General features: G+C 76.8%; 2 protein-coding genes (1 of these 2 cut by a window edge). Both read right to left on the bottom strand.

What is annotated here, in order from left to right; all coding sequences use genetic code 11:
* Positions 1 to 4 precede the first annotated feature (4 nt).
* Positions 5 to 8473: a type I polyketide synthase gene (locus tag ACGFI2_RS14340; RefSeq protein WP_393515982.1), complete on the bottom strand. Its 8469-nt coding sequence runs from the start codon at positions 8471 to 8473 to the stop codon at positions 5 to 7.
* Between the two features lie 17 nt (positions 8474 to 8490).
* On the bottom strand, positions 8491 to 18064 hold the 3' portion of the coding sequence (locus ACGFI2_RS14335; RefSeq protein WP_393515979.1) for a type I polyketide synthase. The gene runs 24119 nt beyond the window's last position; 9574 of the gene's 33693 nt are visible here — the last part of the coding sequence; its start codon lies beyond the right edge, outside the window; its stop codon occupies positions 8491 to 8493.

Genomic DNA, 18064 nt, shown 5'->3' with positions numbered 1-18064 from the left:
AAGGTCAGGCGAGGCCGAGGTCCTGGTCCACGAGGGCGAATAGCTCTTCGCTGGAGGCCGAACCGAGCTTGTCGATGAGGTCGGGGTCGAGGGCCGGCGCGGCCGGGGTGGCGCCGCGGGCGTGCCGGTCGAGCAGGGCTTCGAGCCGGAGCACGATGCGGATCCGGTCGATGTCGTCGCCGGGCAGGCCGGCCAGCGCGGTGTCGAGGCGGTCCAGCTCGGCCTCCGACGGCAGCGCGTTCGCCGCCTCCGAAGGGCCGAGTTCGGCGGCGATCCAGGCGGCCAGCACCGCCGGGGTCGGGTGGTCGAACACCAGCGTCGCCGGCAGGGTCAGGCCGGTGGCCTCGCCCAGCCGGTCCCGCAGCTCGACCGAGGTGAGGGAGTCCAGACCGAGTTCACGGAACGCCCGGCCGGGTTCGATGGCGCCGCTGGAGACGTGCCCGAGCACCGCCGCGGCGTGCGACCGGACGAGGTCGAGCAGCGCCCGTTCCCGGTCGGCCGGGGCGAGCGCCGCCAGTTCGCGGCGGGTGGTGTCCTGGTCCGGGTCGACGCCGGGCTCCGGCGCCGCGTCGCGCCGGCCGGCGACGTCCGGGAGGTCGGCGATCAGCGGGCTGGGCCGGGGCACGGTGAACGCCCGCGCGAACCGCGCCCAGTTCACGTCGGCCACGGTGACGGTGGTGTCGTCGTGCTCCAGCGCCTGTTCGAGGGCGGCGACGGCGTCGTCCGGGTCGAGCAACGGCAGGCCGATGCGGCGCATCCCGCTCTCCGCGTCCGGGTGCACCATGCCCCCGCCGCGCCACGGCCCCCAGGCGACCGAGAGCACCCGGGCGCCCGGGGCCCGGCGGCGCCGGGCGAGCGCGTCCAGGTAGGCGTTGGCCGCGGCGTACGCGCCGTGCCGTCCGCCGCCCCAGGTCGCCGCGATCGAGGAGAAGTAGACGACGGTGTCGAGCTGCTCCGGGTCGAGCAGTTCTTCGAGGTGCCGGGCGCCGGCCACCTTGCCGGACGCGATCGCGGCCAGCTCGCCCGGCCCGGTGTCGGCCACGTCGACCAGGGTGTTGACGCCGGCGACGTGGAACACTCCACGGACCGGGTCACCGGCCGCCGCCAGCCCGTCGAGCAGGTCGCGCACCTGGTCGCGGTCGGTGAGGTCGCAGGCCGCGACGGTCACCCGGCTGCCGGTCGCGGCCAGGTCGTCCGCCAGCCCCGGCTCGGCGCGGCCACCGCGGCTCACCAGCACCAGGTGCTCGGCGCCCCGGCCGGCCAGCCAGCGTGCGACCCGCTCGCCGAGCGCGCCGGTGCCGCCGGTGACCAGCACGGTGCCGCGCGGCGCCCACGGCCGGGCGGCCTTCGGCCCGACCGGCGCCCGCTCGATCCGGCGCAGGAACTCACCTGCGGTCCGCAGCGCGATCTGGTCCTCGCCGTCGGCGCCGGCCAGCACGGCGACGAGCCGGTCCGCGGCGCGGCCGTCCGGGGTGGGCGGCAGGTCGATCAGGCCGCCCCAGCGGGCCGGGGTCTCCAGCGCCGCGACCCGGCCGAGACCCCAGATCGCGGCCTGCTCGGGGCGGTCCACCGGCTCGGCGCCGACGGCGACCGCGCCGCGCGTGACGCACCACAGCCGGCCCTGGTCCATGGCGCGCAGCAGGGCGACCGTCGCGGCGAGCCCGGCGGTGACCACGGGGTGGTCCCGGTGCGGGGTCTCGTCCAGGGCGAGGAACGACAGGACACCGGCCGCGCCGTCGAGCTGTTCCGGCTCGGCGGCGTCACCTGTCACCACCGTCGGCTCGGCGCCCGCCGCGGCGAGGGCGGCGACGGAGGCGAGGACGTCCGGGTCGGCGGCGTACCCGGGCGGGACCACGACCACCCACCGTCCGGTCAGCGGCGTGGGCGGCCGGTCGGCGGCGGCCTTCCAGCCGGCGACGTACCGCAGGCTGTCGAGCCGGCTCGACCGCAGGCCGCGGCGGTGCCAGGAGGACAGCGCGGGCAGCAGGTCGCGTACCGCGTCGGCCTGGTCCACGGCCAGCGTGTCGGCCAGCGACTCGGCGTCGGACCGGTCGACCGCGTCCCAGAAGGACGCCTCGAAGCCGGTGGCAGTGCCGGGTGCGGGGGCCGGCGTGGCGGAGGGCAGCGGCCAGAAACGCCGGCGCTGGAACGCGTACGTGGGCAGGTCCGCGGCCGTCCCGGTCGGCGGCAGCACGGTGGACCAGTCCACCGGGACGCCCCGCACGTACGCCTCGGCGAGGCTGGTCAGCAGCCGCTGCGGGCCGCCGTCGTCGCGTCGCAGGGTGCCGACCACGTCGGACCGGCGGCCGGCGTCGGTGAGCAGCTCGGCGAGCGGCACGGCGAGCACCGGGTGCGGGCTGACCTCCAGGAACACGGCGCCGTCCGGCATGGCGAGGACCGCCTGGTCGAAGCGGACCGTCTCGCGCAGGTTGCGGAACCAGTACGCGCCGTCCATGGCCGTGGTGTCCAGGCGCTCGCCGGTGACCGACGAGTAGAGCGGCACCGTCGACGGGCGGCCGGTCACGTCGGCCAGCAGCCGCCGCATCGGCTCCCGCAGCGGCTCGACGTGCGCGGTGTGCGACGCGTAGACGACCGGGACCCGCTTGACCCGTACGCGGGCGGTCTCGCCCGCCGCGAGCAGTTCGGTCAGGGCCTCCTCGTCGCCGCCGACCACGACGGCGGTCGGGCCGTTGACCACGGCGACCGCCAGCCGGTCGCCCCACGGTGCGATCCAGGCGGTGGCCTCGTCCAGTGGCAGCGCGACCGACACCAGGCCACCGCGGCCGGCGATCAGGCGCAGCTCGCGGGAGCGCAACGCGACCACGGTGGCGGCGTCCGCCAGGCTGAGCGCGCCGGCCACGCAGGCCGCCGCGATCTCGCCCTGGCTGTGCCCGACCACCGCGGACGGTCGTACGCCGTGCGAGCGCCACACCTCGGCCAGCGCCACCATCACGGCGAACAGCATCGGCTGGACGACGTCGTCGCGGTCCAGCGCGGGGGCGCCCTCGACGCCGAGCAGCACGTCGTGGGCGGACCAGTCGAGGTGCGGGGTGAGGGCGTGCGCGCAGGCGTCGAAGCGTGCGGCGAAGGCGGGGTGGCGCTGGTAGAGCTCGCGGGCCATGCCGGCCCACTGGGATCCCTGGCCGGGGAAGACGAAGACCGCCTCGGCCGGGCCACGGGCGACGCCGGCCACCACGCCGGGCGCCGGGTCGCCGTTCGCCAGCGCGGCCAGGCCGCCGGTGAGTTCGGCCGGGTCGTGGCCGACGACGACGGCGCGGTGCGCGAACCGGGACCGCCGGGCGAGGGCCGCGGCGACGCCGGCCGCCGGCTGGTCGGTACGGTCCGACAGGTACGCGCGCAGGCGCTGGGCCTGGGCCCGGACCGCCTCGGTGGAGCGCCCGGAGAGGACCCACGGGACCGGCCCGCCGTCGGCCGGCTGCTCGGACGCGATGTCGGGACCCGGCTCGGCCGGCGCGTCGGCGGGGGCCTGTTCGATGATGAGGTGGGCGTTGGTGCCGCTCGCGCCGAAGGACGAGACCGCGGCCCGGCGGGGGCGGCCGGTCTCCGGCCAGGGCCGGGCCTCGGTGACCAGCTCGACCGCCCCGGCGCTCCAGTCGACGTGCGGGGTGGGCGCGTCGACGTGCAGGGTGCGGGGCAGCACGCCGTGCCGCATCGCGAGCAGGATCTTGATGATCCCGGCCATGCCGGCGGCGGCCTGGGTGTGGCCGATGTTGGACTTCACCGAGCCGAGCCAGAGCGGCTGGTCGGCGGGCCGCTCCTGCCCGTACGTGGCGAGCAGCGCCTGCGCCTCGATCGGGTCGCCAAGCGTCGTGGCGGTGCCGTGCGCCTCGACCAGGTCCACCTCCCAGGAGTGCAGGCCGGCGTCGGCCAGGGCCGCCCGGATGACGCGTTGCTGGGCCGGGCCGTTGGGGGCGGTGAAGCCGTTGCTGGCCCCGTCGGAGTTGAGCGCCCCGCCACGGACCAGCCCGAGGACGGGATGGCCGTTACGGCGCGCGTCGCTCAGTCGCTCGACCAGCACCACGCCGGCGCCCTCGCTCCACCCGGTGCCGTCGGCGGCGGCGGCGAACGGCCGGCACCGGCCGTCGGAGGCGAGCCCGCCGAGCCGGCCGAACTCGGAGAACGGTCCCGGGGTGGCCATCACGGTGACGCCGCCGGCCAGCGCCATCGTGCACTCGCCGCGGCGCACCGCGGCCGCCGCGAGCTGGAGCGCGACCAGCGACGAGGAGCACGCGGTGTCGACCGAGAGGGCCGGCCCCTGCAACCCGAACGTGTAGGCCAGGCGGCCGGAGATGACGGCGGCGCTGACGCCGGTGATCAGGTGGCCGCCGGCGCCGGTGTCGGTGTTGGTGAGCACCACGCCGTAGTCCTGGGTGTTGGTGCCGACGAACACGCCGGTGTCGCTGCCGCGCAGGCTGTGCGGGTCGATCCCGGCCCGCTCGACGGTCTCCCAGACGGTCTCCAGCAGGACGCGCTGCTGCGGGTCCATGGCCAGCGCCTCACGGGGGCTGATGTCGAAGAACGCCGCGTCGAAGTCGCCCGCGTCGTAGAGGAAGCCGCCGGCGCGCGGGTAGTCGACCGGGTCGGCGTCGGGGTCCCATCCCCGGTCGGCCGGGAACTCGCCGATGGCGTCGCCGCCGGACTCCAGCAGCCGCCAGAACTCCTCCGGCGACCGGACCCCGCCCGGGTAGCGGCATCCGACGGCGACGATCGCGATCGGGTCGTCGTCCGTGCCCGGCCAGGCCACCGGCGCCACCGGCTCGGGCTCGTCGGCCGGCGCGGCGTCGAGCTGCCCCTCGATGTGCGCCGCGAGCACGGCCGGGGTCGGGTAGTCGAAGATCAGGGTGGCCGGCAGCCGGATCCCGGTGCGGGCCTTCAGCCGGCTGCTCAGCTCGACCGCGGTCACCGAGTCGAAGCCGAGGTCGTCGAAGGCGCGGTCGACCTCGACGGCGTCCGCGCCGGCGTGGCCGAGCACCCCGGCGGCCTCGGTCAGCACGGTCGCCAGGACGAGACGCGCGCGCTCCCCCGGTTCGGCGGCGGCGAGTTCGGCGAGCAGCGTCGGCCGGGCGGAGGCGGCGTCGGGTTCGGCGGTCGCGGCGGCCTCGGGCAGGTCGGCGAGGAGCGCGCTGCGCCGCGCCGACTGGAAGCCGGGCGCGAAGCGCGGCCAGTCCACGTCGGCCACCACCAGGTCGGCGTCGCCCGCGTCGACCGCGGCGGCGAGCGCCTCGATCGCCGGCGCCGGCTCCATCGGCACCAGGCCGCGCCGGATCAGGTACGCGGCGGAGTCGTCCCCGGCGGCCATCCCGCCGCTGGCCCAGGCGCCCCAGGCGATCGCGGTGGCGGCCAGCCCGTCGGACCGGCGGCGCTCGGCGAGCGCGTCGAGGTAGGCGTTGCCGGCGCTGTACGCGCCCTGCCCGCCGCCGCCCCACACCCCGGCGACCGAGGAGATCAGGATGAACCGCTCCAGCGGCTGGTCCGCGGTGAGCGCGTGCAGGTGGGCCGCGCCGGCGACCTTGGCCCGGACGGTGGCGGCGAACCCGGCCGGGTCCACCTCGGCCAGGGCGGCGGAGTCGGCGGCGCCGGCGGCGTGCACGACGGCGGTGAGCGGCCGGTCGCCGGGGATGCCGGCGAGCACCTCGGCCAGCGCCGCCCGGTCCGCGACGTCGCACGCGGCCACGGTGACCGTGGTGGTGTCCGAGGACAGCTCGGCGACGAGGTCCCGGGCGCCGGGCGCGTCGGGGCCGCCGCGGCTGAGCAGGAGGACGTGCGGGGCGCCGCGTCCGGCCAGCCAGCGCGCGACGTGCCCGCCGATCGCACCGGTGCCGCCGGTGACCAGCACCGTCCCGCTCGGGCGCCAGGGGTCGGCGGCGTCGGCGGCGGCCGCGCGCACCAGTCGCCGGCCGAACACCCCGGAGGCCCGCACCGCCACCTGGTCCTCGACCGGGTCCCCGTCGGCGGCCTCGCTCGTGCCGGCCGCGGCCAGCAGCGCGGCGAGGCGGCGGCCGTCGCGGGCGGTCATCGCCGGCGGCAGGTCGACCAGGCCGCCCCAGCGCCGGGGGATCTCCAGCGCGGCGGCCCGGCCCAGCCCCCAGACCTGGGCCTGGTCCGGGTCGCGCAGCGGATCCGACCGGCCGGTGGAGACCGCGCCGCGGGTCACGCACCACAGCGGCGCGTCCACCCCCACCGTCTCCAGTGCCTTGACCAGCGCGAGTGCCGCCGCCGCGCCGGCCGACGGCCCGGCCGGCGCGGCGGGCAGGTCGGTGAGGGCCACCACGCCGGCGATGTCGTCCGCTTCGAGGATCGCGTCGAACAGCTCGTCGGTCAGGGTCTCGACGTCGGTCGCCGCCGGGCAGCGCACGGTCCGGGCCCCCGCCGCGTGCAGGGCCTCGACCACGTCGTCGCCGTCGCCGACGACCAGCCAGGTGCCGCTGAGCCGGCCGGCGGGCGGCTCGGGCAGCGGACGCCAGGTCACTCGGTAGCGCCAGGAGTCGACGACCGCCTCGGTCCGGCGGCGTTCGTGCCAGGAGGCGAGCGCGGGCAGCAGCGCGGTCAGCGACGCCTGCTCGGCCTCGGAGTCGAGGCGCAGCGCCCGGGCCAGGCCGTCGCGGTCGCGGCGGGCCACCGACTCCCAGAAGGCGCCGTCGGTGGTGCCGGACAGCGCCCGGGCCGCCGGGGCGGAGAGCCAGTAGCGCTCCCGCTGGAACGCGTACGTGGGCAGCGGATGGGGCACCCCCGGGCGCTCGCCGGCGAGCACGTCGACCCGCTCCCCGGCGGCCCAGCGCGCGGCCAGCGCGACCGTCTCCGCCGGCGCGCCGTCCACGACGAGGACCGGTCCGTCCTGCTCCCCGGCCGCCAGGGCGGCGAACGCCCGCGCGAAGTCGCCCGGCTCACGGCCGAACACCACGGCGCGGTACTCGAACGCGGTCCGGGTGCCGGCCAGCGCGTACGCCACCGCGGCCGGGTCGGTGACGGCGCCGGCGAGGTCGGCCAGCGCGGCGGCCTGGGCCCGCAGCGCCGGGGCCGACCGGGCCGACACCAGCCACGGGACGACGACCGGGGCCTCGGCGGGCGTCGCGGGCGGAGCGTCGTACGGCGGCGGCTCCTCGACGATGACGTGCGCGTTGGTGCCGCTGATCCCGAACGAGGAGACCCCGGCGCGGCGCACCCGGTCCCCGGCCGGCCAGTCGCGCGCCTCGGTGAGCAGGCGGACGCTGCCGGCGGACCAGTCGACCTCCCGGGTGGGCTCGGCGGCGTGCAGGGTGCGGGGCAGCACCCCGGCCCGCAGGGCCAGCACCATCTTGATCACCCCGGCCACACCGGCGGCGGCCTGGGTGTGGCCCACGTTGGACTTGACGGTGCCCAGCCACAGCGGGTCGGCGCCGGCCGGCCGGCCCTGCCCGTAGGTCGACAGCAGGGCCTGGGCCTCGATCGGGTCGCCGAGGCGGGTGCCGGTGCCGTGCGCCTCGACCGCGTCCACGTCGGCCGCCTCGATCCCGGCGTCGCGCAGCGCGTCCTCGATCACGCGCTGCTGCGACGGGCCGTTGGGGGTGGTGAGCCCGCTGGAGGCGCCGTCCTGATTGACCGCGGTGCCGCGGACCACGGCCAGCACCGGGTGCCCGTGGCGGCGGGCGTCGCTCAACCGTTCCAGCAGCAGCACGCCGGCGCCCTCGGACCAGCCGGTGCCGTCGGCGCCGTCGGCGAAGGACTTGCACCGGCCGTCGCCGGCCAGGCCGCCCTGCCGGGCGAAGTCGAGGAAGGTGTCCGGGTTGACCATCACGGTGACGCCGCCGGCGACCGCCAGGCTGGTCTCCCGCGAGCGCAGCGACCGGGCCGCGAGGTGCAGGGCGACGAGTGACGACGAGCACGCGGTGTCGATCGTCAACGCCGGCCCCTCCAGGCCGAGCGTGAACGCCACCCGCCCGGAGAAGACGCTGCCGGTGTTGCCGGTGCCGAGGAACGTCTCGACCCCGTCCGGGATGTCGAGGATCCGCTTCGCGTAGTCCTGGTACATCAGCCCGGCGAAGACGCCGGTCCGGCTGCCGCGCAACGTGGACGGGTCGATGCCGGCCCGCTCGATCGCCTCCCAGGTGGTCTCCAGCAGCAGCCGCTGCTGGGGATCCATGGCCAGGGCCTCGCGGGGCGAGATGCCGAAGAAGCCGGCGTCGAACCGGGCGGCGTCGGGCAGGAAGCCGCCCACCGGTTCGAGCCCGGCCGGTATCGCCCCGAGGTCCCAGCCACGGTCGGACGGGAAGGCCGACATCGCGTCCACGCCGTCGCGGATCAGCCCCCAGAACCGCTCCGGGGTGTCGGCCTCGCCCGGGTAGCGGCAACTCATCCCGATGATGGCGATCGGCTCGGAGTCCGCCTCCTCGACCGCGCGCAGCCGCTGCCGGACCTGGGCCAGGTCGGCGGTGACGCGCTTGAGGTATTCGCGGAGCTTCTCTTCGTTGGTCATCGCAGTCCTCCGCAGGCTCAGGAAGCGCCGAGCTCGTTGTCGATGAAGGCGAAAATCTCGTCGTCGGTGGCCGCGTCGAGGCCGTCGGTCGCCGGTTCCGCGGCGCCGTCCGCGCCGCCGAACCTGGCCGCCAGGGCCAGCAGCCGGGCCACCGCCCGGCGGCGTACCGACTCGTCCAGCCCGTCGAGGGCGAGACCGCCGGCGACCCGGTCGAGGTCGTCGAGCAGGCCCGGGTCGGCGGGACCGGCCGCCGCCAGCCGCCGGTCGAGTTCCGCGGCCAGCCGTACCGCGCTGGGATGGTCGAAGACCAGCGTGGAGGGCAGCCGCAGCCCGGTCGCGGCGGCCAGCCGGTTGCGCAGCTCCACCGCGGTCAGCGAGTCCAGACCCTGGTCGGTGAGGCCACGCTCCGGCTCGATCGCGACGGCGTCGGGATAGCCGAGGGCGGCGGCGGCCTGACCGCGTACGAGGTCGAGCATCGCCTCCGCCCGCTGGGTCGGGTCGAGGCCGGCGAGACGCCGGGTCAGCTCGCGTCCGTCCGGTGCGGACTCCCCCGCCCGGCGCGGCGCCGCCGGCACCAGCGTGCGCAGCAGCGGTGGCAGTTCCGCTCCCGCCAGGGCGCGCAGGTCCAGCGGGTTCAGCACGGCGTGCGGCAGGCCGGCGGCCAGCGCCTGGTCGAACAGGGCGAGCCCGTCGGCCGTCGCCATGCCGCCGCCGATCCGGGCGACGTCGCGGTCGTCGAGCTGTCCGGTCATCCCGGACGAGACCGCCCACAGGCCCCAGGCCATCGACTGGGCGGGCAGGCCGAGTCCGCGCCGGTGCGACGCGAGGCCGTCGAGGAACCCGTTGGCCGCCGCGTAGTTGGCCTGCCCGGGCGCGCCGAACGTGGCCGCGACGGACGAGAACAGCAGGAACCAGCGCAGGTCGAGATGCGCGGTCAGCTCGTGCAGGTGCCGGGCGGCGTCCGCCTTGGGACGCAGCACCCGTTCGACCCGCTCGGTGCTGAGGCTGCCGAGCACGCCGTCGTCGAGCACGCCGGCGCAGTGGATCACGCCGGTGAGCGGCGTCGCGGCCGGGACCGCGGCGATGATCCGGCGCAGGTCGTCCCGGTCGCGGGCGTCGCCGGCGGCGACCGTCGCCCGGGCGCCGAGCGCTTCGAGCGAGGCCACCAGGTCGCCGGCGCCGGGCGCGTCCGCGCCCTGCCGGCTGACCAGCACGAGATCGCGTACGCCGTGGGTCCGCACCACGTGCTCGGCGACGAGCGCGCCCAGCGCGCCGGTGCCGCCGGTGATCAGGACGGTGCCCGGGAACGGCTCCGGCCCGGTCGGCGCCGGCGCTTCCGCGCGTACCAGCCGGGGCACGCTGACCGTGCCGGCGCGTACCGCGATCTGCGGCTCGTGGCCGGCTGCCGCCGCGACGACGGTGGCCCACGACGCGGGGTCGTCGTCGGTGTCGGCGAGCACGATGCGGCCGGGGTGCTCGCTCTGGGCGCTGCGGATCAGGCCCCAGACCGCCGCGCCGTCCGGGTCGGCCACCGCGCCGCCGGCGGGCACCGCCAGCCGGGTGAGCAGCACCAGTCGGGACGGCCGGGCCGGCTCGTCGGCCAGCCATCGCTGGGTGAGACCGAGGACCTCGGTGACCGACGTCGCCGGGACCACCACGAGGTCCGCCACGGCGGCCGGCTCGTCGACCAGGGGCAGGCCGAGCCGGTCGGCGGTCGCCGGGTCGCCCGCGACGACCGCGGTCGGCGTCGAGCCGTCCGGGCTGGCCGGGGCGGCGATCCAGTCCACGGCGAAGAACGCGTTCGCCGGCCCGGCCGCGTCGGCCGACAGTGCGGCCGGGCGCAGGGCCAGGGCGTCCACGGTCGCGACCGGCTGACCGGCGTCGTCGGCCACCCGCACCGCGACGGTGTCGGTGCCGGCCGGGGAGAGCCGGATCCGGGCCGAGGTGGCGCCGATCGCGTGCAGGGTGACTCCGGACCAGCTGAACGGCAGCCACGGCCGATCGGCGTCGGCGACGAAGGCCCCGAGTCCGATGCCGTGCAGCGCGGCGTCGAGCAGCGGCGGGAAGAGCGCGTAGCGGCCGGCTTCCGGGTCGGTCGTCTCGACCTCGGCGTAGACGTCGGCGCCGAGCCGCCAGGCCCGCCGCAGGCCCTGGAAGACCGGCCCGTAGTCGAGGCCGTTGGCGCCGGCCGCGGCGTACAGCCCGCCGACGTCGACCGGCTCCGCGCCGGCCGGCGGCCAGGCGGTGAGGTCGAACGCCGGTGGCGCGCCCTCGCCGGGGCTGACGACGCCGCTCGCGTGCGTGGTCCAGTCCGTCGTGCCGTCGGCCTTCGCCGCGATCACGATACGACGGTCGCCCGTCTCGTCCGGCTCGGCCGCCCGGACCTGCAGGTCCACCGCGCCGCCGGTCGGCACCACGAGCGGGGCCGCGAGGGTCAGCTCGCGGACCGCGCCACCGCCGGCGTGCACCGCCAGCTCGACGAACGCGGTGCCCGGAACGACGATCCGACCGAGCACGACGTGGTCCGCCAGCCACGGGTGGGTGTCGACCGACAGGCGACCGGTGTAGACGTCGCCGTCGCCGCCGGTCAGCCGGACGGAGGCGGCGAGCATCCGGTGGCCGCCACCGGTCAGACCGGCGGAGGTGACGTCGCCGGCCCCGGCGGACGCCGGCCAGAACCGCTCACGCTGGAACGCGTAGGTCGGCAGCGGCACCGTACGGCCGCCCCGGCCGTCGAGCACCGCGGCCCAGTCGACGGTGGCGCCGGAGACGAAGAGCCGGCCGACGGCGTCCAGGGCGGTCGCGGCCCCGTCGCGGTTGCGCCGCATCCCGGGCGCGTAGAGCAGATCGGGGGCGGTCTGCGGGGCCATCGTGGTGAGGACGCCGTGCGGGCCGACCTCCAGGCACCGCACCACGCCGTGCGCGGCGAGCCAGGCGACGCCGTCGGCGAACCGAACCGCCTCCCGGACGTGCCGCACCCAGTAGCCGGCCGTGTACTCCTCGACCGGCTCGCCGGTCAGGTTGGACACGACCGGGATCCGCGGCGCCCGGTAGGTGAGGTGCTCGATCGCGGCGGCGAACTCGGCCAGCATCGGCTCCATCAGCGACGAGTGGAACGCGTGCGACACGGTCAACCGGGTCGCGCGGGGGAACCGCGGTTCCAGCGCGTCGATCGCGCCGCTGGGGCCGGAGAGGACCACCGCGTTCGGCCCGTTGACCGCGGCGATGTCCACAGCGGTCGGCAGCGCGGCCCGGACCTCGGCCTCCGACGCGCGGACCGCCAGCATCGCCCCGCCGGCCGGGAGCGCCTGCATGAGCCGGCCGCGGGCGGCCACCAGGGTCACCGCGTCGTCCAGGTCGAGCACGCCGGCGACGTGCGCGGCGGCGATCTCGCCGATCGAGTGGCCGAGCAGGTAGTCGGGGCTCACGCCCCACGACTCGAACAGCCGGTAGAGCGCCACCTCGACCGCGAACAGCCCGGCCTGGGTGTGCACGGTCTGGTGGATCGCGTCGGACTCCAGCGCCTCGCGCAGCCCGTCGAAGCGTCCCACGATGGTGTCGAACGCCTCGGCGAAGACCGGGAACCGGGCCGCCAGGCCGGCGCCCATGCCCGGCCACTGCGCGCCCTGCCCGGTGAACAGGACGGCGGTCCGGCCGGTGCCGGCGGCGGCGCCGGCCGCGTCACCGGCGGCGATGCGGGCCAGGGTGTCCGCCGCGACGGCGGGCACCACGGCGCGGTGTTCGAGGACCGCGCGGGCGCTCGCCAGGGTGTGCCCCACGTCGACCGGGCGCAGGTCGGGGTGGGCGAGCAGGTGCTTGTGCAACCGGCCGGCCTGGGCCCGCAACGCTTCCGCCGTACGGGCGGAGAGCACCCACGGCACGACGCTCGGGTCCGGTTCGGCCGGGGCCGGGGCCGGGGTGCGCTGCGGCGCCTCCTCGAGCACGACGTGGGCGTTGGTCCCGCTGATGCCGAAGGACGACACGGCCGCCCGGCGCGGGCGCCCGGGGCCGGCGGTCCAGGACACCGGCTCGGTCAGCAGGCGCAGGGCGTTGCCGGTCCAGTCGATGTGCGGCGAGGGCTGGTCGGCGTGCAGCGTCCGGGGCAGCACCCCGTGCCGCATGGCCAGCACCATCTTGATGATGCCGGCGACGCCCGCGGCGCACTGGGTGTGGCCGATGTTCGACTTGATCGAGCCGAGCCACAGCGGCTGGCCGTCGCGGTCGCCGCCGTACGCGGCCAGCAGCGCCTGCGCCTCGATCGGGTCGCCGAGGACGGTGCCGGTGCCGTGCGCCTCCACCACGTCCACGTCGGCCGGGGTGAGCCGGGCGTCGGCGAGCGCCTGCCCGATGACCCGCTGCTGGGACGGGCCGTTGGGGGCGGTGAGCCCGTTGCTGGCCCCGTCGGAGTTGACCGCGGTGCCGCGGACGACGGCGAGCACCTGGTGGCCGTGGCGCTGGGCGTCGGAGAGTTTCTCGACGAGCAGCACGCCGACGCCCTCGGACCAGCCGGTGCCGTCGGCGTCGGCCGAGAACGGCTTGCACCGCCCGTCGCCGGCCAGGCCGCCCTGGCTGTCGAAGCTCGGGAAGATGCCGGCGCTCGCCATCACCGTGACGCCGCCGGCGATCGCCATCGTGCACTCGCCGCGGCGCAGCGCCTGCGCCGCCAGGTGCAGCGTGACCGAGGACGACGAGCAGGCCGTGTCCACGGTCAGCGCCGGCCCTTCCAGCCCGAACGTGTACGCCACGCGCCCGGAGATGATGCTCGGGGCGGTGCCGGTGAGCAGGTGGCCCTCGCTGCCGGCGGGCATCCCGCCGGTCATGCCGTAGCCGAACGTGGAGGCGCCGATGAAGACGCCGACCGGCTCGCCGCGCAGCGACCCGGGGTCCATGCCCGAGCGTTCGAAGACCTCCCAGCAGGCTTCGAGCAGCACCCGCTGCTGCGGGTCCATGGCGACCGCCTCACGGGGCGAGATGCCGAACAGCCGGGCGTCGAAGTCGGTGGCGGCGTCGAGGAAGCCGCCCTGTCGCGCGTACCCGGCCGGGTCGGCCGGCCAGCCACGGTCGGTCGGGAACGGGCCGATCGCGTCGGCGCCGTCGCTGAGCAGCCGCCAGAGGTCCTCAGGGCTGTTGGCCCCGCCGGGGAACCGGCAGCTCATGCCGACGATGGCGATCGGGTCGTCGTCGGTCGCGACCCGGGCGCGCCGCGCCTGGGCGGGGACCGGGGCGCCGAGCAGTTCGGTGCGCAGGAAGCCGGCGAGCGCGTCCGGGGTGGGGTAGTCGAACACCAGCGTGGCGGGCAGCCGCAGCCCGGTGGCCGCGTTCAGCCGGTTGCGCAGCTCGACCGAGGTGAGCGAGTCGAAGCCGAGGTCCTTGAAGGCCCGGCCCGGCAGCACCGCGTCGCCCGATTCGTGGCCGAGCACGCCGGCGGCGGCCGTGCACACCACGTCGGTCAGCAGCCGGTCCCGGTCGGCGTCGGCGAGCGCCGCCAGCCGTCCGGCCAGGCCGGTGCCGGTGGCGCCGCCGTCGTCGGCCCTGCGGACCGCCGTGGTGACCAGCCTGCGCAGCAGCGGCGGCACCGCACCCGAGGCCCGCACCGCGTCGAGGTCGAGCCGCGCCGGGACCACGTGCGCGTCGGGCAGCCGGCGGGCCGCGTCGAACAGGGCCAGCCCCAGCTCGTCGGACATGCCGCCACCCAGTCGCGCGGCCAGCTCACCGCCCATGCCGGCGGCGTTGGCCCACAACCCCCAGCCCAGCGACTGACCCACCAGACCGAGCCCACGACGGTACGAGACGAAACCGTCCAGGAACGCGTTCGCCGCCGCGTACCCCGCCTGACCCGCCGACCCGAACACCGCCGAGATCGACGAGAACACGGTGAACATGGCCAGGTCCCGGCCCCGCGTCAACTCGTGCAGATGCATCACCGCGTCGACCTTGGGCGCCATCACCCCGGCCACCCGCTCGGCGGTCAGGCCGGTGAACACACCGTCGTCGAGGACCCCCGCGCAGTGCACCACACCGGCGAGATCGTCGATGCCGTCGATCACCGCGGCGAGCGCGGCCCGGTCGGTGACGTCGGCCGCGACGACCCGCACCCGGGCGTCCAACGCGGGTGCCGGCCCGCCGGAGCGGCTGACCAGCACCAGGTCCCGCACCCCGTGGGTCTCGACCAGGTGCGCCGCGAGCAGCGCGCCCAGGCCACCGGTGCCACCGGTGATGAGCACGGTCCCGTCGATCGGGGCGGGCGTCTCGGTCCCGGGGGTGGCGCGCACCAGGCGCGGGACGAGGAACTCGCCGTCGCGTACCGCGACCTCGGGCTCGCCGAGCGAGACCGCCGCGGTGACGTCCGGCGCGGCGGGATCGTCGTGGTCCACGTCGACAAGCACGATCCGGTCGGGGTTCTCGGTCTGGGCCGACCGCAGCAGGCCCCACACCGCGGCGCCCGGCAGGTCGGAGACCGGGCCGCCGGCCGGGACGGCGCCCCGGGTGACGACGGCCAGCGTGCCGGCCGGGTCGTCCGCGGCGAGCCAGGTCTGCACGGCCTGGAGAGCCTGGTCGACGTCCCGGGCCGGCAGCACCACGACACCCTCGACCGGCTCGCCGGACGGGGCGGGCAGCGGCGTCCACTCCACGGTGAACAGCGCGTCCCGTACGGCGGCGGTGGCGCCGGTGGACAGGTGCTCCGCCGAGGCGCCGCGCAGCATCAGCCGCCGCACCGTGGCCACCGGCTCGCCGATGGCGTCGGCGACCCGTACGGTCACCGCGTCCGGGCCGGCCGGGCTCAGCTCGACGCGCAGTCGGGTGGCGCCGGTGGCGTGCAGGGTGACGCCGGACCAGGCGAACGGCAGGCGCGCGGTGCCGTCGGCCGGGAACAGCAGGGCGGAGCCGTGCAGGGCGGCGTCCAGCAGGGCCGGATGCAGGTCGAACCGGGCCGCGTCGGCGTGCGCCTCGGCCGGCACGGCCACCTCGGCGTAGACCGCGTCGGCGGTGCGCCACGCGGACCGCAGGCCCCGGAACACCGGTCCGTAGTCGAGGCCGGCGTCGGTGGCGAGGCGGTCGTAGAAGCCGTCCAGGTCGACCGGTCGCGCGTCGGCCGGCGGCCACTGCGCCAGGGTGAACGTCTCCTCCGGGGCGGTGTCGGTGAGCGTGCCGGAGGCGTGCAGCGTCCACGGGCCGTCGGCGTCGTGCGCCGGGCGGGCGTGGATCCGCAGGTCGCGGACGCCGTACCCGTCCGGTGCGGTGACCCGCACCTGCACCTCGGCGCCGCCGGCCGCCAGGATCAGCGGCGCCTCGACGGTCAGCTCGTCGATCCGGCCGCCGCCGACCTGTCGGGCGGCCCGCAGGGCCAGGTCGACGAAGGCGGTGCCGGGGACGACGACGCGGCCCCACACGGTGTGGTCGGCCAGCCAGGGTTGGGCGGACGCGGCCAGGCGGCCGGTCAGCAGCACCTCGTCGGCGCCGGCCACCGGCACCGCGAGGCCGACCAGCGGGTGGTCGGTGGCGGTCAGGCCGGGCACGGTGACGGCGCCGCCGGGGGCGGCCCCGGGCCAGAAGCGGCGGCCCTGGAAGGCGTACGTGGGCAGTTCCAGTCGAGCCCGCGCGGGCAGGATGGCCGTCCAGTCGACCGGAACGCCGTCGGTCCACAGTCGGGCGGCGGCGTGCAGCAGGCTGTCGGTCTCGTCGCGGTCCCTGCGCAGCGCCGGGACGTAGGTGAGGTCCGGTGCGGCCGTCGCGGAGAGCACGCCCGCCGGGCCGACCTCCAGGCAGCGGGTCACCCCGTTGGTCGCGAGCCAGGTCATGCCGTCGTCGAAGCGCACCGCCTCGCGTACGTGCCGCACCCAGTAGTCGGCGGTGAACTCCTCGACCGGCTCGCCGGTCAGGTTCGACACGATCGGAATCCGCGGCGCCCCGAACGGGATGTGCGCGATCGCCGCCGCGAACCCGGCGAGCATCGGCTCCATCAGCGACGAGTGGAACGCGTGCGACACCGTCAGCCGGGTGGCCTTGGCGAACCGCGGCGCGAGCTCGTCGATCTTCTCTTCCGGCCCGGAGACGACGATCGAGGTCGGTCCGTTGACCGCCGCGACGTCCACCCCGTCGACCAGCCTGTCGCGGACCTCGGCCTCGGACGCCTGCACGGCGAGCATCGCCCCACCGGCCGGCAACGCCTGCATCAACCGACCCCGCGCCGCCACCAGCGTCACCGCGTCGTCGAGCGACATGACACCCGCCACGTGCGCGGCGGCGATCTCCCCGATCGAGTGACCCAGCAGGAAGTCCGGGGTGATCCCCCACGACTCGAGCAGCCGGAACAGGGCTACCTCGACCGCGAACAGGCCGGCCTGCGTGTAGACCGTCCGGTGGACGGCGTCGGAGTCGATCGCGTCGCGCAACGGCACGTCCAGGAGCTGGTCGAAGCGGGCGCAGATCGCGTCGAACGCCTCGGCGAACACCGGGAACCGGGCGTACAGGCCGGCACCCATGCCGACGCGCTGCGCGCCCTGACCGGTGAACAACGCCGCAAGGCCGCCCTCGCCCGCCACACCCGACACCACGGCCGCCCGCGGACCGGCGACGTCGGGCGCCACGGACGCCTGCAGACCGGCGACGAAGTCCTCGCGGGTGGCGCCCAGCAGCACCGCGCGGTGCTCCAGCGCGGCCCGGCCGGTCGCCAGCGACCACGCCACCGCCGCCAGGTCCAGCTCCGGCTCGGCGGCCACGACGTCGCGCAACCGCGCCACCTGACCGGCCAGCGCCTGCGGCGACCGCGCCGAGACCAGCCACGGCTGACGGCCCTGGACCGGCGGGACACCGAGCTGCGGGTCGGTGACCGCGGCCGGCTCCTCGATGATCACGTGCGCGTTGGTGCCGCTGATCCCGAACGAGGACACCGCGCCCCGTCGGGGGTGGCCGTTCGGCTTCCACGGCCGGGCCTCGGTGAGCAGCTCGACCGCGCCGGCGCTCCAGTCGACGTGCGGGGTGCGCTCCTGGGCGTACAGCGTGGGCGGCATCGTGTCGTGCCGCATCGCCATGATCAGCTTGATGATCCCGGCGACGCCGGCGGCGGCCTGGGTGTGGCCGAGGTTGGACTTGATCGAGCCGAGCCACAGCGGCCGCTCCGCGCTCCGGTCCTGCCCGTACGTCGCCAGCAGCGCCTGGGCCTCGATCGGGTCGCCGAGCCTGGTGCCGGTGCCGTGCGCCTCCACCAGGTCGACGTCGCCGGTGGTGAGGCCGGAGTTCGCGAGCGCCTGCCGGATCACCCGCTGCTGCGCGCCGCCGTTCGGCGCGGTGAGCCCGTTGGAGGCGCCGTCGGAGTTCACCGCGCTGCCGCGTACCACCGCGAGGACCCGGTGGCCGTTGCGACGGGCGTCGCTGAGCCGCTCGACCACAAGCATGCCCACGCCCTCGGACCAGCCGGTGCCGTCCGCGCCGGCGCCGAAGGACTTGCACCGGCCGTCGAACGACAGGCCCTGCTGACGGCTGAACTCCACGAACGTGTACGGGGTGGTCATCACGGTCACGCCGCCGACCAGCGCGAGATCGCACTCGCCCTGCCGCAGCGCCTGCCCGGCCAGGTGCAGCGCGACGAGC

Source organism: Micromonospora sp. NPDC049282 (assembly GCF_043197045.1).
Taxonomy (GTDB): domain Bacteria; phylum Actinomycetota; class Actinomycetes; order Mycobacteriales; family Micromonosporaceae; genus Micromonospora.
This window is presented reverse-complemented; position numbering and strand designations above follow the sequence as displayed.

Bases quoted from the DNA above. Each gene is read 5' to 3' on its own strand.
- ACGFI2_RS14340 (WP_393515982.1), bottom strand. From the start codon at position 8,473: ATGACCAACGAAGAGAAGCTCCGCGAATACCTCAAGCGCGTCACCGCC.